16 protein-coding genes are annotated in these 23,090 nt (G+C 32.2%); all 16 read left to right on the forward strand.

The annotated features are described in order from the left end of the window. The 16 genes from KQA_RS0202385 to KQA_RS0202460 all read left to right on the forward strand — a co-directional run bounded on the left by KQA_RS0202385 (window position 1) and on the right by KQA_RS0202460 (window position 23,089). Window positions 1-4,554, forward strand: coding sequence for a hypothetical protein (locus tag KQA_RS0202385; protein WP_010177700.1), 4,554 nt, complete (start codon window positions 1-3; stop codon window positions 4,552-4,554). 9 nt (window positions 4,555-4,563) lie between these two features. Beyond that, entirely contained in the window at window positions 4,564-9,150 is a 4,587-nt protein-coding gene (locus KQA_RS0202390) for a hypothetical protein (protein ID WP_029209416.1), read from the forward strand. 16 nt (window positions 9,151-9,166) lie between these two features. After that, window positions 9,167-9,796 (forward strand): hypothetical protein, encoded by a 630-nt coding sequence (locus KQA_RS0202395; RefSeq protein WP_010177704.1) that lies wholly within the window; start codon window positions 9,167-9,169, stop codon window positions 9,794-9,796. A 72-nt stretch (window positions 9,797-9,868) separates the two neighbouring features. Beyond that, window positions 9,869-13,462: a tail fiber domain-containing protein gene (locus tag KQA_RS0202400; RefSeq protein WP_010177706.1), complete on the forward strand. Its 3,594-nt coding sequence runs from the start codon at window positions 9,869-9,871 to the stop codon at window positions 13,460-13,462. Next, window positions 13,446-13,724: a hypothetical protein gene (locus tag KQA_RS0202405; protein WP_010177708.1), complete on the forward strand. Its 279-nt coding sequence runs from the start codon at window positions 13,446-13,448 to the stop codon at window positions 13,722-13,724. Before KQA_RS0202400 ends, KQA_RS0202405 begins: the two co-directional genes overlap by 17 nt. Window positions 13,725-13,826: 102 nt before the next feature. Then, on the forward strand, window positions 13,827-14,015 hold the full coding sequence (locus tag KQA_RS0202410) for a hypothetical protein (protein ID WP_010177710.1): 189 nt from the start codon (window positions 13,827-13,829) through the stop codon (window positions 14,013-14,015). A gap of 38 nt (window positions 14,016-14,053) precedes the next feature. After that, entirely contained in the window at window positions 14,054-14,926 is an 873-nt protein-coding gene (locus tag KQA_RS18365) for a DUF6734 family protein (protein ID WP_010177712.1), read from the forward strand. Beyond that, window positions 14,923-16,566 (forward strand): glycosyltransferase family A protein, encoded by a 1,644-nt coding sequence (locus tag KQA_RS0202420; protein WP_010177714.1) that lies wholly within the window; start codon window positions 14,923-14,925, stop codon window positions 16,564-16,566. The genes KQA_RS18365 and KQA_RS0202420 overlap by 4 nt, the downstream gene beginning before the upstream one ends. A 198-nt stretch (window positions 16,567-16,764) precedes the next feature. After that, window positions 16,765-17,100 (forward strand): hypothetical protein, encoded by a 336-nt coding sequence (locus tag KQA_RS18370; RefSeq protein ID WP_232285837.1) that lies wholly within the window; start codon window positions 16,765-16,767, stop codon window positions 17,098-17,100. A gap of 3 nt (window positions 17,101-17,103) precedes the next feature. Beyond that, entirely contained in the window at window positions 17,104-17,427 is a 324-nt protein-coding gene (locus KQA_RS0202430; protein ID WP_010177718.1) for a hypothetical protein, read from the forward strand. A 360-nt stretch (window positions 17,428-17,787) separates the two neighbouring features. Continuing rightward, entirely contained in the window at window positions 17,788-18,369 is a 582-nt protein-coding gene (locus KQA_RS0202435) for a hypothetical protein (protein ID WP_029209417.1), read from the forward strand. Between the two features lie 31 nt (window positions 18,370-18,400). Beyond that, window positions 18,401-20,689: a TonB-dependent receptor gene (locus KQA_RS0202440; RefSeq protein ID WP_232285838.1), complete on the forward strand. Its 2,289-nt coding sequence runs from the start codon at window positions 18,401-18,403 to the stop codon at window positions 20,687-20,689. 2 nt (window positions 20,690-20,691) lie between these two features. After that, window positions 20,692-21,111, forward strand: coding sequence for a Fur family transcriptional regulator (locus KQA_RS0202445; RefSeq protein WP_010177723.1), 420 nt, complete (start codon window positions 20,692-20,694; stop codon window positions 21,109-21,111). A gap of 380 nt (window positions 21,112-21,491) precedes the next feature. Next, the gene (locus KQA_RS0202450; RefSeq protein WP_010177725.1) at window positions 21,492-22,007 is read left to right on the forward strand and encodes an RNA polymerase sigma factor; all 516 of its coding nucleotides are present in this window, start codon (window positions 21,492-21,494) and stop codon (window positions 22,005-22,007) included. An 18-nt stretch (window positions 22,008-22,025) separates the two neighbouring features. Then, a complete protein-coding gene (locus KQA_RS20885; protein ID WP_262482118.1) occupies window positions 22,026-22,157 on the forward strand; it encodes a hypothetical protein in 132 nt (43 codons plus the stop codon). A gap of 11 nt (window positions 22,158-22,168) precedes the next feature. Further along, window positions 22,169-23,089 carry a FecR family protein gene (locus KQA_RS0202460; RefSeq protein ID WP_010177727.1) on the forward strand — a complete coding sequence of 307 codons (921 nt, stop codon included), beginning with the start codon at window positions 22,169-22,171 and terminating at the stop codon, window positions 23,087-23,089. Window position 23,090 lies beyond the last annotated feature (1 nt).

Here is a 23,090-nt window from a genome sequence, read left to right on the forward strand (position 1 = left end):
ATGGCAGATGCGTTTTACATTAAGAAGATTGAAAATTCATTAGGCTTATTAGAACCTAACTGGTTAAAAATTGATGAGCATATTTATATTCTTATTGACAACCCTGAGAATGTAAAAATTATAAAAACTGATTTACAACTAAATGTTATATGGAGTAAAGAATATGCCTATAATTCTTTTTTTAATGTCAATAATTCTGAAGATTTTAATAACTCCTTTATAATAAATGATGGGGTTTCTGATAAAGATGGAAATATTTTATTTGTTGGAAAGCGATTTAAAGGCTATGCTCAAGAAAGAGGTATTCTATTTAAAATATCATCTCAAGGTGAATTTTTATGGTTAAAGGAAAGTGATTCGGGACACCATAGTTATGATTTTATAAAACCATTAAATAACAATAATTTTTTCTTATTTAATAATGCAAACTATAATATTGATAATTCAGATGGATCATTTTTTATATTTGATAACAATGGGAATAATTTAAAAAGTCTAAGCTACAATTTTTTAGACGCTCATACCCAATCTGAATATAACCCACATTATAATGTAGAAATTACTGAAAAGTATATTATAATGGTTGCAGCTGTTTTTTTAACTAATTCAACTGCTAACAACAATGAATATAAAGTATCCCATGACTATCAGCATTTTGTTAAATTGGATCATGATTTAAATGTTATAGAAAAGTTTTTTATTGATATCAATGGGACTTCAGACATTAAATATTCCAATATATCTTTAAATGTTGTTAATGATGAAATTATAATTTATGCTAAAGAATATCTTACTAATATTCTATATGCAACTAAACTTCCCCTTGAAAATTCGAGAAATGAATTAGAAACACTTTCATTTAAATTATCTGGTTTAGAAAATGAAACAAACCTATATTTTAGTGATACTAATGATAAAGCCAGATTTGCATTTTATAACACATCAAACAGCACGATCTGTTATAAATTTGACCATAACTTAACCCCACTATGGAAAAAAGAAATTGACAAAAACATATTTGAAATTAATTCATTAAGTGATGGGATTATGACTTTATTCAAAAATAAAGTTGATGATATCGTCCCTTCATTTTGCAAAATCAATCTTGACTTTAATTTAGGGCAATGCCTTGATATAAAAACATTGCCTTTAGATGTTGTTGAAACAAAATTAAATTCCATTTTTACAGATAGTGATTATAATCCTACTATTAATAACCAACCCATAAAACACAATGATTTTACTGGAATAATAAGTCGAGATTTAGCTTCTTTTTCAATTGAAACGATATGTACATTTACTCCAATTTCTCAAGTTACTTGTCCTGCTCACGTTGCTCTGATAGTTGACGAATCAAGCTCAATAGACAGTGAAGAAGCTTCTCAAATAAAGTTAGGTCTTCAGGCTTTTGTTGACGCTCAATTAGGAAGCAATTTGACAGTATCAATAATCGGTATGTCTAATGGAGATAGCAATTTACGTACAGATCACATATTAGAACAAAAAGTTACTAATACTTCCAAAACAACATTTGATAGTTGGGTAAGTAATTATAGAAATAGAGGTGTTAGTGGTAGTTCCGATAAATGGGCGTCTGCGCTTGAAGTTGTTAATTCATTATCTATTATTCCCGATGTTGTAATTGCTATTGCCGATGGTTTAGTTGTAATTGATTCATCAATATTGTTAAACTTAGTCAAACAAATTAATAACAAATCCCATTTATTTGTTTATGCCCTCCAAGAAGGTTTTTATGACAATGGAATAGACCCAAATGCTAAACGTACAATTGAAGAATCATTAGCTTATTATTTGGGTAGAACCCCTATTAAAAGCACTCTAAACAATGATATTTTAATAACTGATTTTCAGGAAGGAATAATAGATTTCAACAAGCTTGGCGAAGCTTTATCAAACCTTAACAAAGCTTTAATAGAAGCTGAAGTAGGTTGTGGTAACATAGCTATTACAAGTACAAGTTTTACCAATATAAATTTAAAGCCTTCAGAAGAAATTCTAGCGCTGGAAGTGGGATTTATTACCTTAAAAAATGATAAAAGTAGTTCACACACGGTAATTGCTGGTTCCCAAATAGCTGCTATAAATGGAATCATCATTAGTACACTTGAAACTATTGTTGTTCCAACGGGTGCAACAATTAATATTCCTACTGTACTATCTGGAATCCCATCAAAAAGTGGAGAATTTACTGAAATAATTTCGTTAGCTGGAGTTTTGAATCCAGACCAATTATCTGTCGAACTCAGTGTTGGACCCACACAAGTAACCTGCCCTGCTCACGTTGCTTTTCTTATTGATGAATCGGGGTCAATCAATAATTATACTACAAATGAAATAGACGAAATAAAGAACGGATTACGATCCTTTATTGAATTGCAAGAAGGTAGTAACCTTACGATTTCCTTAATCGGAATGTCGGACAGTGATACCAATACTCGAAAAGATCATGTATTGGAACAAAAAGTAACCAATACTTCAAAAGCTACCTTCAATAACTGGATTTCTAATTTTAGAAATGGTAGAGTAAAAGGCTTATCTCATCACTGGTCATCAGGCTTGGATGTAGTAGAAGGCTTGTCATCCATTCCTGATATTATTATTATCGTTGCCGATGGCGCTCAAGCCAGCTCATCCACAAAACTTTTTGATGCTGTTAAAAAAGGAAATAATAAATCACACTTATTTGTATATGCATTAGATAGAGGACTATACCACAATGGTTTAAATTTTAGCCGAAGAACTATTGAAGATACCCTATCCTATTATTGGAATAGATCTCCAATACCTAGTACTTCTAACAATGACATTTTAATTACCGATTATACCAGAGGAATTAACAGTTTTGAAAAACTGAGTACTGCATTAAAAGGCTTAAATGATTCATTAATTGAAGCCGAGGTAGGTTGTGGTAACATTGCTATTATAAGTACTAGTTTTGATGAAATTACCGTATTTTCTCAACAAGAAGTAGTAGGCTTGGAAATTGGAAGTATCAGCTTACAAAATGACAAAGGATCACCACATGTAATAAAAGCAGGCACCCAATTAATTAGTACAAATGGACTGGTAGTTACGGCTATTGCCGAAGTGATAATTCCTAGCGGTGCCGTGGGTATAGTTCCTGTTATTTTAGTGGGTACGCCATTTAAAAACGGAGAGTTCGAAGAAATAATTTCTGTAGCAGGTGTACTCAACCCCGAAGAGCTTACTATCAAAATTTTAGTGAAGCCTTTACCTAAAATAAATTACACCCAATCTCCCTTTGTATACTTGCAAGCTGCAGGTTCGACTGGACAAGATGGAAGTGCTAAGGGCGTGCATTTACGTTGGATTTTTAAAAATACTTTAGGTGACAATCATCTACCTAAAGGAACTTTGGCAGCAAACTCGAACGGCTTTAATAAGCCCAACGATTTTGTAAAAATATGTAAAGTCCCTTATGAAAAGGAGCAAATAATTATCGACTTTAATGATTTACCCACTTTTGTATTTTCGGGAAGAAGAAGTTTTATCTTTTTAAGAAGAATGCCTTTTTGGGTATATGAAGTTGAAGGCAATAGATATATTATTTATTTTAATAATATATCCCAGTATCAAAATTCGGCAAGGACTATTAATCCAGAAACCAATCCTATTGAATTTTTACAGAGTTATGGAAATAATAGTATTGAGGTAGAAACCTCGTATAGTTTAGCTTTTTCTGTTGAATTTATAGTTGCCAATAGTGTCCCTAATAGTACACTTCAAACCGAATTAATTTCAACCGAAGAAAAATTACTTGCCGACAGAAAACAAGGTATTGTTGCTAGAAAAACATTTAAAAGCAATCAATTTTCTACTACTTTTCAACAAGCTGAGGATATTAAACGGATACGATTTAGAGCAAATAACTGTATCGTATCAGGTATAAAAATTGAATTGTATGCTACTATTGTTGAAAAAGCAAATAAAGAGAATCTATGGGAAGAAATGGGTGAATATGCCCTAACAAACAATGATGCAAAAGCCTTTGAATATTTAGAACCCAAAGCTGGACTAATTGATGGCAAGTGGCCTAGATTTAATGAAGGAGACTTAGTGAATATAAAAAACTACCAAAACAAATGGAATAATGACAAAAAAGGGGCATTTGAAAAAGATATTAAACAAATTGTAACCGATTATATTCGCTTGAGTAATAACCAAAATAATCCTAGTGGTAAAGAATTAATTTCATTTAGTGAAGATGATACCGATCCACAAGAAATTGCATATGCCGATATTTTAAATATTGCCGCTGCAGATTACCATATTGCCCGTATGCTTGGTTTAGGCTGTTTTGATTTATCAGGTAAAACCGAAACTCAACAATATATTTATGCCATTAAGTATACTACTAAAAACAAAATCGAAAATTACATATACGATGATGACAAAAATTTTGAAGTAGAACACATATATACTTCTTTACCTACATCTGATACAGATCAACGTTTACCGCTCCCTTTTCAATTAGATAAGTTGAGACCTGGAGTGCCATCTGGCTTACCTTAGGCAGAACAATTGGACGATCAAGGAAATGTGGTGAGTGTGGAACCAAGCATGTCATTGTTAAATGAAGATGGCTATAGTAAGGGAAGATCTCGTTTTGTCTCTTTATTTGTCGAAGATGATCAAGAAAATGAAGTATTGGTAGATTTTTATCAAAAAACAACCCAATTTAATAGTTCAAATTATACGGTTCCTGTATTTGGTGGTATTGAGCAAAAAGTTGAGGATTTAGATGGTAATACTGGGTGGAAACCTGGTGATACCCCTTGGGACAAGCCCGAACTTTCCATTACACAAGAATATTTTAACAAAACAGCTTCGGGCAAACCCACACCCGAAATTATTCCTTTGGGTATTCCCGAAAAGGAAAAACCTTTATTTGTCCACAAACAAACTCAAGAGGGTATTTACTATTATGGTACTTATGGAATTAACTGGTTTAGTCGTGTTTCTCCTGTTCAAAAAGCCTTAAATATAAAAACGGAGTTTGTTCCCGATAATAATTTATTGCCTCCACATAATATTAATGCCTTACACATTGTTGAAGAGCGCCCACTATTACTTACTTCGGTAAGTGAGCAAAAGTTATTGCAAAACAACACCAAATCCGATGATACCTTAGTCCGTTTGGCTTTTGAATACAACACCACTCAGGAACTTGTTTCATATAAAATCACAGATAGATTAAAATTAGAGGCCAATGATAAATTAAAAGAGGTGTTATCTGCGGGTGATAACCCACTACTCCACCATGATGCGGTTTACAAAGATGAAAAGGAGATTTTTGCCGACCATATTGAAGTTTTCTTCAGAAATGAAATTCCACAAAATATAAGAGGTAAAATAATACGTATTGCCGACCATCCGTCGGATGATCGTATTTCGGTAATTACCACAGACAAATACAAAGTTCACAGTAATAGTGATGAAGAAAATGAAGAGTATTTAATTCCTGAATTACCCACTGGAACAACAAGTCTAAATTTTGAAGGTGGCATATTTACCACTAATGGAACCAACTTTTTTATAGAAAGTATTATTGATAATGCTTCAAATTTAATAATCAATGTATTTAAAAAAGAAATTGAAAACGGCAGCATACAAACTACTGTAATTCCTAGAAGAAATATCCCATTAGAAGCTCCTCAAATAATGAATGATGCCTTATTTATGGCATTGGAAAACATGTCTGCTACAGAAACCTGGGGACCTACAAATCCAAATAAAACCTTTAAAGTTAATTTAGATTTAGGGGATCATACTAAAATTCATAGAGAAATTATTGTGAATAATGAAGGCCCCGATGATCAACCTGAAGAAGTATTAGAAAAATCTAGAGGCTTTTGGGGAGAGGCTAAAATAACAAAAGTGGATCAAGTTATTGAAATTAATGATGATGGAACACCTAAAAAAGAAGCACACAGAGGTCTTTACCTTATTGAAATGCCTTTTAAGCTTGCTAAACATTCTCAAAACAAACCCGACGCTACAGGTAATTTTGTAGAATGGTCTGGCGGAATTATCAGAGTACATACTGCAAATAATAACACTGGACCCCGAAAAAATCTAAATGTGATTCGCATTGAAAACATAGGGAGTACTACCAAAAATGTAGCACTTTATGTATCCGATGACTCTTTTGGAACAGTATTACCAGATGCCGATGGGAATATAGTAATCGATGATGCCATACAAATTGGCGACAAGGTAGAAGTCAACTTTTACCCAGGCTATAAAGCTTATTTATATGCCGATACCGCTTTTAATTTAACAAAAAACAGTATTACTCCTACTGATGAAGACCTAAAATATTCCATATTTGGTTTACGTAGTAGAGACCTTGATGGGGAAAGATCATATAATAAAATTTACGCCTCCCAAGTAAGTGCACCAGCTATGATGTTTGTGCATAAAATTACCGATCCTTTACAACCCGATAAGCCAAAAGGGGCTCTTTATGCTACTCCACCAGATTCGTTTGGTAAAGCCACTTACACCCTAACCACCTCTTTTAAACAACAACCTTATGGCGTGTTGTATTACAGATCTAATGATCGATCTATTTTAGGAGCATTATATACTAATGAAACTGTAAATAAAATTATTACCAAATTAGAATCCTACGATCCTGATCCTTTTTATGCCAATCGTTGGGACAATCTTTTAGGTTTTGATTACAAAAAATCGGACGATTCAGATGGAAAAGTTGTGTTTGAAACATTTCCTAAAAATGAAAATGCTTATCGTTTTCCAACACCAAATAAACCTGCCTTTTTTAAAGATATTAATGATGAGATTACTAGGTTCAATACAATCAATAACAAATCGGTTGCTGCATTTGATCCTAAAAAGGATTTTGATTTAAGTACAGTAGTTATACCAGAATTGATCGAAGGCCTAGATACATTTCCAGAAAAAACAGTGGCCACTTTTGTCGAAAAAGCCATCATGAATTCATTTGTCTCTTTAACTGAGGTTCCTTTATTATATGACTATATTGAGGGAGAAGCATATCAACCCACTACGAAAAGACAAGTTATAAGAGACCGTAATGGCAATTTACTTAAGCCTGGAACTGGTGCATACGATATTGCTCCTATGGCTAAACGACTTAATGTAGAAGGGAAATTATATGATGATATTTTATTTACCGACTTTAAATTAGATGGCACCTCTAAAAACACTTATTTCTATTCGGCAAGAGAGGTGGGTAGCACCACTCAATTAGGGGATTTTAGTACCATAAAAGGGCCTGTAAAATTAGTAAATACCAAAGCTCCCGAAAATCCAGAAATAAAAAGGGCTTTACCCATATTAGGCACTAGTACATTTGAATATGAGCAACTCCCATTAGAATTTACGGATATTGAAAATATAGAAATTAATGAAGAACGTTCCATAACCAAAATCTCTGCAAATGACTGGGATGCTGGTCTAGCAAGCCGACAAATTTTACGTGGAAACTCCTATGTTACTTTTAAAGTTTTGGATGGTACCGAAGGAATGCTCGGTTTTTCTAGTTTTAATACCAGTGCGCATTACAGTACCATACAATATGGATTATACATAAAAGCGAATGGTAAATTGCATATATACGAAAGTGGAAATGACCTTGGCGAAGTTGGCTTTTACAACAAAGATTCCCAGTTTAAAATAGAAGTTAACGCAAACCAAATTATTTTTAGTAGAGATGAGGTCATCCTTTATACAACTAAATTAATTAGAGCTACTGATTATGTCTTAGATGTTTCATTAAAAACAACAGGGAGTAGCCTTATAGATATCGCATTGTTTTCCATTGCGCCTAACTACACAAAGGAAGTGTTAAAAGGAACTAACATTCCATTATCATTTTCGGGAGAAAATTTTGTTCAAATTAATGATCAATTGATTACTAAAGAAGCGGGCATAAATGCCGATGCTTGGGATGCTGGCGCGTATTCAGTAGAATATATTCCTAATTATGGTTCCATATCATACAACGTAAAAACGAGAACAAATATCATGTTGGGCTTAGCCGATGATACACTTAATCAAGATAGTACTAAAAAAATTGATTACTCACTTTTGGCAAGCGATGATGGTTATTTATCTATTTATAAAAATGATGTATTTATTGAAAAATGTGTGCAATATGATGAAAATAGTTTGTTAGAAATAGAAAGAAGAAATGATCATCTAATTTTCAAAAAAGATCAACGTCCTTTTTACGAATTAGCTTTAGATAGTAATATTCCCTTATTTATTGACTTTTCTATGCTTGATAGCGATAGTGAAATCAGAAATTTGCAAATGATGACTACCGAAGCTTTGGTCAAAGATATTGCTGAAAACGAAATCAATCCAGCTTTATCTTTTGAGGTTAATGCCTATCAATCGGATCAACGTATTCGAAAACTAAATTTATATCGAACCATGCGACCCGAAAACTCACTAAGCGTTCGAACAATGGATTTAGTAAATTCTATAGATTTGGTATTAACGAACCAATTAGATACTAATATCCTAAACATTAAAGATGAATTCCTTGATTTGGAATTTATCCCTTACAGTGATCCTTTATTTTACAGAGTAACAGTAAGTAGAGAAGTTGAGTATGCCAAGCCTAAAATAAATGAAAGTGATCCAACTATTTTGGTTTCAGAGTACCAACCCTCTAAGCCATCAAAATTAGTAATTAGCAGTATCGTTGAATCATCCAGTCCAAATGCACCAATAGCTACTTATAGTTTTGATGCATTAGCCAATAATGATTCGGTTATTGACAATGTCATCCTTAAATGGAACAAAACAGTTCACAACGGTAAGTATCATATTTATCAAATGAACACTCAAGGGAATTGGGTAAAAATACATGAACTGATTACTAATGACCAAGACGTTCAATTGTTTTTAAATGAAACGGATATTGATAGTCTATTGCAAATAAAAGATAGTGATGGAAATCCAACATACCATCACTTTAAAGTAGATGCTGAAAATTCAGTAGGCATGTTAAATACCAAGAGTCAAATTTTAACCATTCCTGGAGAAGCTGGACAAGCTGCATTAGAAGGTATAGGTAGTATGATTATAGAAAACACAAATTTAGTTCGATAAAATAAATAGCATAAAAATGGAAAAAACGAGAGACGAATTAAAAAATAAATTCAAAAAAGGAGATAAACCAACCGAAGTTGATTATGCGAACTTTATTGACAGTTACGTAAACAAATTAGAGGATCCTTATTTTAAGTTTAATGAATTGCCTGATGCTACCTCGACTGCTAAAGGAATAGTTGAAAAAGCAACTTTGACTGAAGTTGATGCGGGTTTAGACAAAGAACGATATGTAACTCCCGAAGGTGCAAAAAGAGCCGTTGAAAAATTTGCACCTAGCCCACCTATAACAGAGGTAAATGGACAAACTGGAAAGGTTACTATTCCTGATTATACCGAAGATGATACCCCATGGGAAACTATTTCGTTAAGTACCGGGATTACAAAAGTTGGAAATGCACCACGTTACCGTAAAAAAGTAGGAATTGTTTTTATCGAAGGGGAAATAATCATAGCATCTACTACCGCAGGAAACACCGATCTTTTTGAGTTGAAATCTGAATATAGACCTTCTAGAAGTATTACATTATATACCTTGGGTAGCAATGCATCATCAGTTAAAATTACGATCAATACCAATGGTAAAGTTACAGGCAATAAAAATGCCACCATTAGCCTTTCTGGAATTTCATTTATAGCAAAATAAAATAACATTCCATTTAAAAAAACTCCACCATGTGGATTTAAAGAAACACAAACACAGTAAAAACATATAGCCATGGCAGTAAAATCAAGAGACGTATTAAAAACATATTTTGAAAATGGTGATAAACCCAACGAACAACAATTTTCAGATTTAATAGATTCATTAATTCATGTAAACGAAGGAGGAGGCACTAATACCAATGATGGCCCTACAGGTACAGGAATTGTTGATGGTATAACTACTGACGACGATGGCAATCTTGTATTTACTTTTGTGGGTGGAGATACTATTAATATAACTACAAATGGGTCCGTAGGCACCGTTAAAATGCCCATCCCCTATGTAGACAGCTATGATAATTTTTATTTTGTATCGGAAGAAAAAGGGGACGATGACAAAGCCATTCCTAATAGTTACCGTTTTTACAAATCTATCGTAGCGGCATCAGAAGCGGCACGAGCTGATTATGATAAAACAGGCAATAAAAACATGGTGTATGTTTTTAAAGGTACGTATAATGAAGAAAGTGTGAATCGTAACCACGTGGACATGTACTTTGAAGATGGAGCTGTGGTGTGGACCGAAGGTACTGTTAGCTCTATAATTAATGACAAACTTGAAGCTATCACTAATGCTAATGTATATGGTAAAGGAACTTTTGTAAATAAGAATTATGATTCATTTGACGGTCGAGAAGGTATTAATATGCAACAAGTTTCCTCCATGTATATCGAAGCTAAATTAGTTGATGGTATTGATATATGGCGCGATCATGCAGTACATTTTGACTTTGCAAATATGGATATCATTTTTAAATATGCTCTTTGGAAAAATAAAAGCATGAAATTTACCAATTGTAGATTTTTAAATGGTCTTAGGTTTCCTAGTTTTAGAAATGATGGCGGAAATCAAATATTTAAAGATTGTGATTTTATTTTACCGCCTTATAATACCGATGATCCAAAAAATAAAACCACAGATATTTATGATTATAAAGGAGAATTATTATTCAGAATTATATTTAATGGACCAAATAGGACAAATCTAGCTGCAATATCTCCAATTGATACTTCTAGAAAAGATAACGATTCCATTATAAATGAGGTTTATAATACCTACACTGATAATTTAGTCCTTATAAGTCCTCAAGTATCTTGTTTAATGTATTCTGAAAACACTTCAATACATAGAAATAATGGAAATGGCAGACTAGAAGTAAGAAATAGTAAACTGATTATTCAAAAAGAAAATTGTTCAGCCATTATACTTTCCAAAAGGAAAAATAGTACAACTGGTGAAGGACACTTAATTTTTGATAATGTTATTATTATAGACGAAACCACAACCAAAAAAAGTACTGCATTAGTAACGGGATGGGGAGATCAAGCAACGCAACAACCCGAATTAATGATCAATGCCTTATCGCATAATTGCGAAACGGATCATAAGTTACTAGCCCCTAACTTAAACAAATGGGATATCACTTTTAATAGTATTGGCGATTTTGTGTCTAAAAAAAATGGGGGAGTTTTTGAAGGGGATGTCTATTTTAATGACAAACTTAATCTTACTCCTGAAACAATTGACGTTGATCATCTAAGTGCACGTATGAATATTATTTCCAAGTGGGGTAGTTGGCTTAATTTTATTGATGGATATAGTAATGATAAATATATTTTCCACAATCCCAATCAAGGTGGTCGCATGGAGCTATTTATTTACGATCAAGCTGAAAAAAAACCAATTTTTGGGGTATTTACTGTTCAAAAAACAGGTAATATTGGTATCGGGACAACTAACCCTAAAGAAAAATTACACATAAACGGTGGAAAAATCCGCATTCAAACTCCAACGGGCTATGGTGATTTAGGTTCAAGAAATACTAGCTGGTTTCATTTTGAAACCGATCGCTCTAATTTCTATTTCAATAAAGGAGTTCATGCTAACGGAGACATAAGATTATATCAGAAAGACACCTACATGCGCCATAGCGATGGCGCTATATTTGAAAATGGCGTACGTGTAGCCACGCAAACTTGGGTAAACACCGCCTTAGCAGGACTTGTAGCTGCAAACACAAAAGTTTCTGATGCCGATAAACTAGATGGTATTGACTCCAGTGGTTTTGCTAGACAAGAAATTATTCCTGCTAAAACATTAAAAATTGGCTGGTATACCATTGCTACCAATATTGGGAATAGAGCTAGTGCAAAATTTGTACTAAGAGAAACCCGATCTGGTAGACACCAAAGTATTCATTTTTATGCCGCACATAATTATGGAAACGGAAATGTGATTACGGTACTATCCAACAGCTGGCATTCGGGTGGTGGCGCCATTAAAAATTTAAGAATTAAAGAAGCCAGCACTTATGATGGGGCTGTATTACAAGCTTATATTGATACCGATGATGCTCCTGTATCTGGCTTTATTTTTGAAGATATTCAATCTTCTGGTTGGACACCCCAAACATGGATTCCAGATGCAACTGCTCCAAAAGGCATTAAGGATTATACCAAATTAACAAATATAGCTGCTACTGTAAATTTAGATAACACACTCGGTTTAAATTCAAGCGCTGAAATTTTTATTCAAGATAAAAAAGTACATAGAGAAGGAGCTCATTTAAATTTGACAGATCAAGAATTACAATGGAATAAAAACACCGATGGTGCAGCTATTGGATTTAAGAATACCAGTGATAGGGATACTGATTCTTATTTATATTTCAAAACTACTGATAATGCAAATGAATATTTTAAATGGATTCATCATCAAACTAGACTAGAACCTGTCGAATGGATGCAACTAAAAGCAAATGCACTAAAAGTAGCTGGCGACATCCATGCCAATGGCACAGGTTATTATGGTGATAATAAAAAAATTATACAATTTAGTGATGCTTGGTTACGCTTAAACCCTTCAAGTCAATTTACTTCGGGTATTTACTGTGGAAGTAAAATTTTGCGTACCGATGGTGAACTCCAAGTTGGTGGAGGGGGAGATAAATTCAAAGTGGATAAAAATGGAAACACTACCGTTTATGGAAATATAACAGGTAAATCTGTTGACAAAAAATATTCACATTTATATAAATTTGGTGGTATCCACTTTACTTGGGACTCTGATACTTATGGCACCAACACACAACATGCCATCAGAAGTACCTACGGAACATCTTTTGGTGATAGTTTAACCATGAACTCATTTAACCATATTCGATTAAATATAGATTCAAATAACAATAATGCCAATTCCAGATTTGAAATAGGTCATAATACCTCGGGTACTTCAAATGTTATTTTTTCAGTAGACGAAAATGGAAACACCGTTGCCTCAGGAAACATTACTGCTTTTTCAGACAGAAGACTAAAAAAAGCCTTAAAACCCGTCACTGAAAGTTTTTTAAATAAGATAGATCAACTAAAACCTACTTTTTACCAATGGAAGGATAAAGCTAAAGAACAAACAGAACAGTTAGGTTTTATTGCACAAGAAGTTATGGAAGTATTTCCACAATGGGTTCATAAAAGTAACGAACACTACGCCGTTTCTTATGATAAAATGGGCGCAGTACTTGCTGTAAAAGGAATTCAGGAACTACACAAGGAAATTAAAGCATTAAAAGCAGCACTTAAAAACTTAAAGCATGGCGTTACCAACTAGTGGACCAATTAGCATTAAAGATATTTTAGAGGAAATGAATATTACTGCTGACAATTATCAAATTGATTTAGATACGTTAGCACAATATTGGTTTCGTAGAACAGGAAAGAGTAAGTTTTTTGATATTAGACATAAATTAAGCGATTGGTACGGGGAATCATGGGGGCTTTATTACTATACTTATTACCAATCTCAAGCCTATTATTCTGGGCAAAACCAAGCTAGAGGAACTAATTTTAATCCCCCAATAGGTGATTTGTAGTACCACAACTTAAACTCATTCTTTAATTTATTAAATTGGTCAATTAAAGAATGAGTTTTTAATTGTATTGAACGCTCAATTAATGATTTTTAAAAGAAAATAATGAATAACAATCTTGAATTATTATCCTCTGCACTTAGAACGGTTGGTGCTAATTTTGATGTGCCCACCCTAGATCTTATTATGACTGTAAATGAATTAGTCAACCAAAAAGGTTTAGACATATCATTAGGTGAGGTCGGCGAAATTAGCAATATGATTGCCGAAAAATACCAACTAAACAAAAACTAAGGTTTTACGAATTAATCGCATTCTGTCACTTAAAACAAATGAAATCACCCAAAATTATATTTAGTTTAAACACCTATCCGATTACTAATAATCGCTGGAATATGGGTAATAAACTTATAAATACTATTTACATGACCGGGTTGAGCATTCAATATGCAACCAAGTGGTATGCTGAGGTTGAATTGTATATTGATAAAATTGGGTTTCCGTTTTTCAAAGACTTTCCCTGTAAAGTAATTCAAACTGATTTTGAAAATGACGCAGAATTATGGATGAAATCCAAAATTGAAGTGATCCAAAAACAAACTTCAGCCTTTATACATGTAGACAATGATGTGTTTTTTAAAAAGAATATCGATTTGTCCTTTAATTCAGTCATAGTTGAACGTACAGATAATGCTTATTACAATTATTCATCACTAGTTCGTTTTTTTAATAATTATGCTAATGAACTAGATTATTGGAATCCGGATTTTAAATCAATTCCATGCTGTGGTGTACTTGGCTTTGCTAATATGGATGTAAAAAACGCTTTTGTAAGCGCTTTTTACACCTTCGAAAAAACATTCAAAAAACACCATATAGCCTATAAAAATTACCTTGAAGAAATGGGAGGTCCAGGAAATTACCAAGAACCTTGTCTGGTAATTGAGCAATTTAATTTAGGTTGTTTACTGGATCATAATAATATAATTCCTAAAAAAATTATTGAGGGGACTAATGAAATAGAGCAATCTCAATTTGCAAACAACATTGGGTATACTCATTTATATGGCTCTTCGAAATACGATCCTAAAACTATAAAAAGAATTCACTATTTATTTGAAACTGAATTCCCGGATCAATATAAAGAGCTTTCTAAAAAAATAAAAAACTATTCAAATTCAACGTTAATTACAAACGCTGTATGAATAAAATTATATACAGCTTTTGGAGTGCTTCTATAAAAGAGCGTTGGTCTTCATCAAATATAAGTACTGATGAGATATTAAAATCTTCCATTAGGTGTTTATATCTTTCTGTACTCTATGCTAAAAAATGGGGGTTTGAAGTAGAAATTTTCACTCACATTAATGACAAACATTATTTTAGTGATTTACCTGCCGATAACATATCATGTGAACTTACTTTTTTAACATATACAGGTACTTGGACTGAAGCTAAAATAATAGCCATTTCAAAACAAACTACTCCTTTTGTGCATATAGATTGGGATGTCTTTTTAGTAAAAAAAGAAATTGCTTCAATTATAAAAAACTGTACGAGCGACGTAATTATAGAAAGTACCAGAAAAAGCATTAAAAATGGAGTCCAAAAAAAAGATACTGAAATAAGTACTGATGAAATTTATGCTTTTCAACATTTAGTGGATTTAAGTCCTTTTTTTATTGATGAATTCCACAAACCCGGAAATCATTATTGCAATACTGCCATCATTGGATTTAACAACCTTAAAATTAGAGATCAATACGTCTCTGAATTTTATAAATGTTTAGCTGTTTGTGAAAACGGAAAGCATGCTAACTTTTCTCGAATACTAGATCAATACTTATTATTTTGTGTACTCAAGTCCACAAATGCTAGCTTAACACAAGTCATTAATAATAATTCCGAAATTGAAAACCTTGCAAAAAATATCGGTTATACTCATTTTACATCATTTAGTAAATACAGTAAAACCGCTCAGCAAAAAATTGAACGTGCCATAAACGATAAATTTCCTGACTTTTCATTCCTTATTCAAAAAAAGTCCGAAGAAAAAAAACCACTTAAAATAAGTTTATGCACCGTAGTAAAAAATCGTTTTGATCACGTAGTAATTACATTAAAACACAATATTGGTATTGCTAAAAAATATGCAGGTCAAATTGATTTAAATATTTTAGATTACAACTCTACAGATGGATTAGAAGCCTACCTTTTTGAACAACCTTGGTTTTTAGAAGCTATTGAAAATAATTTGCTTACATATTACAAAAACTACGATGCAAAATATTATCACAGAACACTTCCAAAAAATAACATCCATTTTTTAGCAAAAGGAGCCTATTTAATAAATATTGACGCAGATAATTTTATTGATGAAAACTACCTTGATTATTGTTTGCAAATGATTGAAAATGAACATCACTTTTTTTTAAGACCCTCACATCAAAATTCCGCAGGGGCTTTTGGCCGTATTATGATACACCATAAGGATTTTAAAAAAATAGGCGGATATAATTTAAATATTGAAAACTATGGCTTTGAAGACAGCGAAATTACGCTTAGGCTTAAAAAGCTAGGAGTAAAACAATTATTAACACCTAATAATTTACATTTAGCATTTATTGACCATGACGATAAACTAAGAGTAGCTAATGAAAAACCGATGTCGCAATATCCAAATTTACACTATTCCAAATACGAATCACAATACCATAATCGAAACCTAGCCTTCAAATTATTTCCCAACCAAAATAACTATGAAACCTTAAAACTTTATAAAATTGATCATAAAAGAAATAAAATTGACGTTAAACTAATTAATCCTTATCAATTTGATCATTAAAATATAAATCTACCTTATTTACAAAAAATTATGAAAAATAGCACACTAACTTTTAACTGTTTAAAAAGCATTAGTTTTCTAAAGTCATTTCTCTTTTTATTAATTACCAGCAGTTTTTTAATAAGTTGTTCCTCTTTTAAAACAGCCTTGTTTGATCAACATTCGTATGAAGAAGCCATTTCAATAAAAGTTGAAAGTATGAATTTAATAGATAAAGCCACTGAGGCCTATCCCCAATATTCAACTTCTATTGAAAAAGTATTATTAAATGCTCAAAAATTACACGAATACGAAAAAAACAAACCAAACAATGAAACCACCACCAAAATGTGGGCAATGTTAATTGACACTGACAAAAACTTACTGGCCGGATTTTTTAAGCGTTGGAAAAACGAAACTAAATTATCCGCTAGTTTTACCACCGAGGCTAAAAAACAAATTGAAGAAGCTATGCAAATCCTTTTAAAATTTGAAGGGCAAAAAAGTAAAGAAAATAGAACACTTTTAGAAAATTTTGTAATTAAAAATCAATAAGCTATGAATTTTGACAATATATTAAAAGAAACAAAGGAAACTGTAATTGCTATAATTACAGATAGCTTTTTAGACCATAAAAAGGAAGTTAAAAAAGATATTGAAGTTTTTTTAAAGGCCTCAGAAGAAAAATTAGAACGTTGGACTATATTATTGGCTTCAAAAAAAATTAGCGAATCTGATTTTGAATGGCTTTTAAAAAGCCAGAAAGATTTACTGCAATTTGAAACATTATATCAAGCCGGTATATCCAAACAACGTTTGGGTCATTTAAAAAACAAAATCCTCAAAACTATTTTTAACACCATAGTTACTATTGTGTTATAATTTTATAGTAACTCAAAAATTGATATCGTAGACCAATACCTCACTAATTCCAAACCTACTGTAAGTTTGCAAAGCATTTCATTCTTAAAAAAACGCTTTTTATCAAACTTATAAATCAAAAAAAACTAATTGATTGATTTTCAAAACACCACTTTATTTTTTTATTTTAAGTACGCATTTACTGGAATGAAAACACTGATAAGTATCATAAATTCATAAAAAAGCGCGTTTATTTTAATATTCCTATCTAATTAAGTGTAGAAAATAAAAAATTCGAAAAAACATTTTTTTATTGCAACACTGTTGCAATAAAAAAGTATTTTTGGCATTATTAATATGAACTTTAAATCAATTTATACTATGAAAATGAAAAAAATTGCTTTGGCATTATGCAGTTTAAGTATTGCTTTTACTTCTTGCGGTGATGATGATGACAATAACGCAGTAAAACCGGATCCTGTAGTACCTAATCAGGAAGAAGTAATTACCAACATCAACTTTACTTTGACACCAACAACAGGGACACCAGTTGTACTTAAATTTGAAGATTTAGATGGTGACGGTGGTAACGCACCAACCATTACAGGTGGAACATTAAAAGCCAATACTACATATACAGGTGTTTTAGAATTACTTAATAATCAAAACGGCAAAAGTGAAAATGTAACGGAAGAAATAATAGAAGAAGATGAGGATCATCAACTTTTTTATGCTTCTTCAATTAAAGGAGTAACTATAGCCTATACCGATAAAGATGCAGATAATAATCCACTGGGAATAACTACAACGGTTACTACAGGTGATGCTGGTATGGGTAATATAAACTTAAAGTTAAGACACCAACCAAATAAAAGTGCTGAAGGTGTTAAAGAAGGGAAAATTGGAAATGCAGGTGGAGTTACCGAAGCTGATGTAACATTTGATATTAATGTTGTTGAGTAAATTAAATTTTTTTTTAGTGTTAATCCTGCCATTGGTAGGATTTTCACAAAATTGCGAATTAACATTAACTGGTAGCATAAAGGATATAGGTACGAACGAGCCTATTCCTTATGCTACCTTATTTATTAATGAGACCGAAACTGGCACGGAAACAGATGCCGATGGTCATTTCGAATTATCAAAGTTATGTAAAGGACATTACCACATTACACTAAGTCACATTGGGTGCGAATCTAAAAAAGTGTTTATTGAACTTAACGAAAGCACTACAGATGTGAACTTAACCATGAAACATTCCATCCATGATTTGCATGATGTGGTGTTAACAGGCAAATCTGCACCTCCAACTACACAAATAGCAGAAACACTTACCGAACAACATATCTCCGACAACGCTAATCAAAGTTTAGCTACTATGGTAGAAGCCATTGCAGGGGTAAGCACTATTAAAAACGGAAGCGGAATTGCCAAGCCCGTGGTACATGGACTATGGGGAAACCGAATTAACATTTTAAACAATGGAGTACCACAAAGCGGACAACAATGGGGCGCAGATCATAGTCCGGAAATTGATCCCTTAGTCGCTAATAAAATTACAGTAGTTAAAGGTACTGCATCACTAGAATACATGGGAACTAACCTAGGCGCAAGTATTTTAGTTGAGCCCGAAAAAATTGAAAAAGAACCACATTTACATGGGAAAGCCAATTACTATTTTGAAAGTAATGGCTTAAGTAATGGTGTTAACGCACAATTACAACAATATACCAAAAAAATTGGATGGAAAGTAAACGGAACTTTCAAAAAAAGTGCCGACAAACGAACTCCCGATTATTTTTTAACCAATACAGGTACACAAGAAATAAATTTTGCTTTGCAACTTGAAAAGGAATTTTCAGATAAATGGCATACCGACTTTTATTTTAGCACATTTAATACCGAATTAGGTATTTTAGAAGGAACACAAATCGGAAACACTACCGATTTGAAAAAGGCATTTACCGAAAAAGAACCTCAATTTACTAAAAACGAAGCTAGTTTTGATATCAACCCGCCTAAACAACAAGTAAATCATCATTTAGTTAAATTACACAGCAAATACTTTATTGACTTTTCTCAATGGTTAGACGTTACTGTATCTGCTCAACTAAATAATCGAGAAGAGTTTGACAAAAGACGTGGTGGTCGTTCCAATCTTCCTGTCCAAAGTTTAGATCAATTCAGCCTATTTTTTGAAACAAAATACTTAAACAAAATAAGTCCTAGCTTAACGCTAAAAACAGGTGTACAGTTTAATTATATTAATAATCAAAATGACCCCATAACAAGTACACTCCCACTAATTCCCGATTATATTTCGTTTAAATCAAGTGCTTATACTGTCCTGTCTAAAAAACAAGGGAAGTCCTTTTTTGAATTGGGGGCACGTTACGATAATAATATTCAAAATGTGGCCAGTGTAATCAATAGGAGAGTAGAACGTTTCAAAAATGAATTCCATAATTTTAGCACCTCTGGGGGTTGGGTATATACGGCTACAGATCATATTTCCTTGTCTTATAACCTTGGTTATGCTACTCGTAATCCTGCAATTAATGAATTATACAGCTTTGGTTTACATCAAGGTGTAGCTGGTATTGAGCAAGGGAATAACAACTTAAAAACCGAAAAAGCCTTAAAAACAACATTAGGCATAAAGGGAGATGTTCACGAAAAGTTTTCATTTGAAGCCCTTGCCTATTTTCAAAAATTTGACAACTATATTTTTATACAACCTAGAGGAGAACTACGGTTAACTATTCGAGGTGCATTTCCCCTATTTGATTACAAACAAACTGATGCTCAAATTTATGGCTTAGATGTATTGACTAATTATAACATTTCACCCTCTTTTAAATTACAAGCAGGCTTAAGTTATATTATTGGTGAAGACACCACAAAAAATGAAGCTTTAGTCTTTATCCCTACAACTAATTTTAGTGGTGGTCTTAGTTATGAGTTTCCTAAACCTATAAGTATCGGTAAAAAACAATTTGAAAACTTTAAACTCGCACTAAGAAATAAATACATCACACAATCTAGGACCACTGCTGAGCAAGACCGTATTTCCCCTGAAATTACGGTAACACCTCCGGATGCTTATAATTTGTTAGATTTTACTACTTCTACGGATATTCAACTAAATAAAACAAGACTAAGAATCACAGGTAAAGTAACTAATATTTTAAATGCAACCTACAGAGATTATTTAAATAGACAACGTTATTTTGCTGATGATTTAGGTATAAATGCCAGTATTGGTCTACAATTAACTTTTTAATTATGGATACACACTTAGATTTTGCCAAAAAATTGTTAAGTAATCGTAATTTAAAAGCTACCGCTACTCGTATTGAGTTACTTCAAGTAATTAAAAGTTTTGGTAGTGCTATTCCCTATTCTAAAATACAAGAGCAATTAACCGATACTGATCGTATCACGCTATACCGTACCATACAAACTTTATTAAACAAATGCATCATTCATAAAGCCCTTACCAATAAAGAAGAAACCTATTATGCTTTATGCGGAAGTAGCTGTACTGCCGACATCCATGCTCATGACCATGTACATTTTAAATGTAATGTTTGTAATAATGTGACCTGCCAACATTTAAATGAAGAAATAACAATTGCACTACCTAATTTTACTATTGAAAAAATGCAGGTACTTTTAACTGGTATTTGTAACAATTGTAATTAGTATACCAAACCAATTTACTTTTAATACGATAAATTGTAATGCCTATTTTCTGTATTTTATTATTGAAATAAGTTTCAACCCAAATTATGCATTAAAAAATCTATTCTGTATCGAAATCTCTGCATAATCAAAGGCTTTGCTGCATTTTTTGATTTCACCATAACTATGTTATGCTAAAACCAAGAAAACACTTGATTTTATTGAGCTTTCCATACTAATAATGAAGTGCTAATACATAATCTGGGTCTAAACCCTAATTATGCAAGAATATTATTTTTTAGGGTTTTTCAAATTAAGGTTGTTATATTATTGTAAAATATAACAGCCTAATGAGGACGCTCTTTATTAAAAATTACAAGATTAACTAAAACACTAATTGCATGGCTGAAGAAAACATAAGTGTATGTCAAGAAAAAACATACGCAGAAATTTATAAAACTTATGCCGATAAAATATATAAATACTTGTTCTTTAAATATGGAAATATGGAAAAGGCCAAAGACATGGTTCAGGAAAGCTTTGCTCAGTTATGGGTAAATTGCGAATCGGTTACTTTTTCAAATGCTAAAAGCTTTTTGTATAAAGTTGCTAATAATGCTTCTTTAAATGACATTAAGCATCAAAAAGTAGTTTTAAATCATCAAAAAACAAGTTTTACATCTGATCGCACTTATGAGTCTCCCCATTTTCAAATGGAAGAAAAGGAATTTATGATTCGGTTGGAATATGCTATTAATAATTTAAAAGAGGGACAACGGGAAGTCTTTCTTTTAAGTAGAATAGAGAAAAAAAAATACAAGGAAATTGCTGAATTATTAGGCATATCGGTAAAAGCCGTAGAAAAAAGAATGCAGCTAGCCTTAGTAAACCTTAAAAAAACAATCCCTAATATTTAAACCTAAAATATGAATACGATGGATAATTTTCTTACTAATGATTTTTTAATTAAATGGGTGCATAGGCAACTTACGTTAGAAGAGGAGGCTTTATTTTTAAAGTCGGAAAACTATAAAAACTTAGTGGTATCCAGTACAAAATCATATTAAAAAAAATAATCATGTCAGACTATATTAATAAAAATAATTTTTTAGCACGTTGGCTTGAAGATGACCTGACGGCTGAAGAAAAAAAAGCTTTTGAAAAATCTGATGATTTTTCCGCTTACAGCGAAATTTTAAATGCTGTTGAAAGGTTTGAAAAGCCTGAATTTAACCTAGACCATGAATTAATACAACAAAAAGAATACAACAAAAACTACACTAAGAAAAATACAAAAGTAATAAAACTGCGCCCATGGATTTATGCCGCTGCAGCTTCTGTTGCCCTACTTATGTTTATTGGCTTAAAAATGTTTTCGCCGGCTAATATTGTTATAAATGCTTCTTTAGCCGAAAAAACAACACATGAACTTCCCGATCATTCGATGGTTACGTTAAATGCCGAAAGTAGTATTAAATATGATAAAGATACGTTCCTTAAAAAAAGAACACTCAAATTAACAGGTCAAGCTTTTTTTGAAGTAGCTAAAGGATCCACTTTTACGGTAAATACCAACAAAGGAGCCATTAGTGTTTTAGGAACTCAATTTGATGTTTTTTCACGTAATAATCAATTAAAAGTACGTTGCTTTGAAGGTAAAGTACAAGTAAAAAATACCGCCGAAGCAGTTATTTTAACCAAAGGTAAAGCCGTAAAAATAAACGAGCAAAATACCTTTACTCCTTATACAATAACTGATAACAAACCAGAATGGACACAAGGCTATAGCGCTTTTAACAAGGCTACATTAAACGAGGTTATAGAAAGCCTAGAAAGACAATACGATGTTAAAATTAACAGTAAACATATCAATACCAAAAGAACATTTACTGGTTTTTTTACACATAAAAATTTAGAAAATGCAATAAAAACCTGTTTTGAACCTTTACATATAAAATATACATTTGCTAGTGCTAATGAAATTGTATTAAAGGAATAAT

The sequence above is a fragment of the Aquimarina agarilytica ZC1 genome (genome assembly GCF_000255455.1).
GTDB classification, from domain to species: Bacteria; Bacteroidota; Bacteroidia; order Flavobacteriales; family Flavobacteriaceae; genus Aquimarina; species Aquimarina agarilytica.

Bases quoted from the DNA above. Each gene is read 5' to 3' on its own strand.
- KQA_RS0202385 (WP_010177700.1), top strand. From the start codon at position 1: ATGGCAGATGCGTTTTACATTAAGAAGATTGAAAATTCATTAGGCTTA.
- KQA_RS0202395 (WP_010177704.1), top strand. From the start codon at position 9,167: ATGGAAAAAACGAGAGACGAATTAAAAAATAAATTCAAAAAAGGAGAT.
- KQA_RS0202400 (WP_010177706.1), top strand. From the start codon at position 9,869: ATGGCAGTAAAATCAAGAGACGTATTAAAAACATATTTTGAAAATGGT.
- KQA_RS0202405 (WP_010177708.1), top strand. From the start codon at position 13,446: ATGGCGTTACCAACTAGTGGACCAATTAGCATTAAAGATATTTTAGAG.
- KQA_RS0202410 (WP_010177710.1), top strand. From the start codon at position 13,827: ATGAATAACAATCTTGAATTATTATCCTCTGCACTTAGAACGGTTGGT.
- KQA_RS18365 (WP_010177712.1), top strand. From the start codon at position 14,054: ATGAAATCACCCAAAATTATATTTAGTTTAAACACCTATCCGATTACT.
- KQA_RS0202420 (WP_010177714.1), top strand. From the start codon at position 14,923: ATGAATAAAATTATATACAGCTTTTGGAGTGCTTCTATAAAAGAGCGT.
- KQA_RS18370 (WP_232285837.1), top strand. From the start codon at position 16,765: ATGAATTTAATAGATAAAGCCACTGAGGCCTATCCCCAATATTCAACT.
- KQA_RS0202430 (WP_010177718.1), top strand. From the start codon at position 17,104: ATGAATTTTGACAATATATTAAAAGAAACAAAGGAAACTGTAATTGCT.
- KQA_RS0202435 (WP_029209417.1), top strand. From the start codon at position 17,788: ATGAAAATGAAAAAAATTGCTTTGGCATTATGCAGTTTAAGTATTGCT.
- KQA_RS0202445 (WP_010177723.1), top strand. From the start codon at position 20,692: ATGGATACACACTTAGATTTTGCCAAAAAATTGTTAAGTAATCGTAAT.
- KQA_RS0202450 (WP_010177725.1), top strand. From the start codon at position 21,492: ATGGCTGAAGAAAACATAAGTGTATGTCAAGAAAAAACATACGCAGAA.
- KQA_RS20885 (WP_262482118.1), top strand. From the start codon at position 22,026: ATGGATAATTTTCTTACTAATGATTTTTTAATTAAATGGGTGCATAGG.
- KQA_RS0202460 (WP_010177727.1), top strand. From the start codon at position 22,169: ATGTCAGACTATATTAATAAAAATAATTTTTTAGCACGTTGGCTTGAA.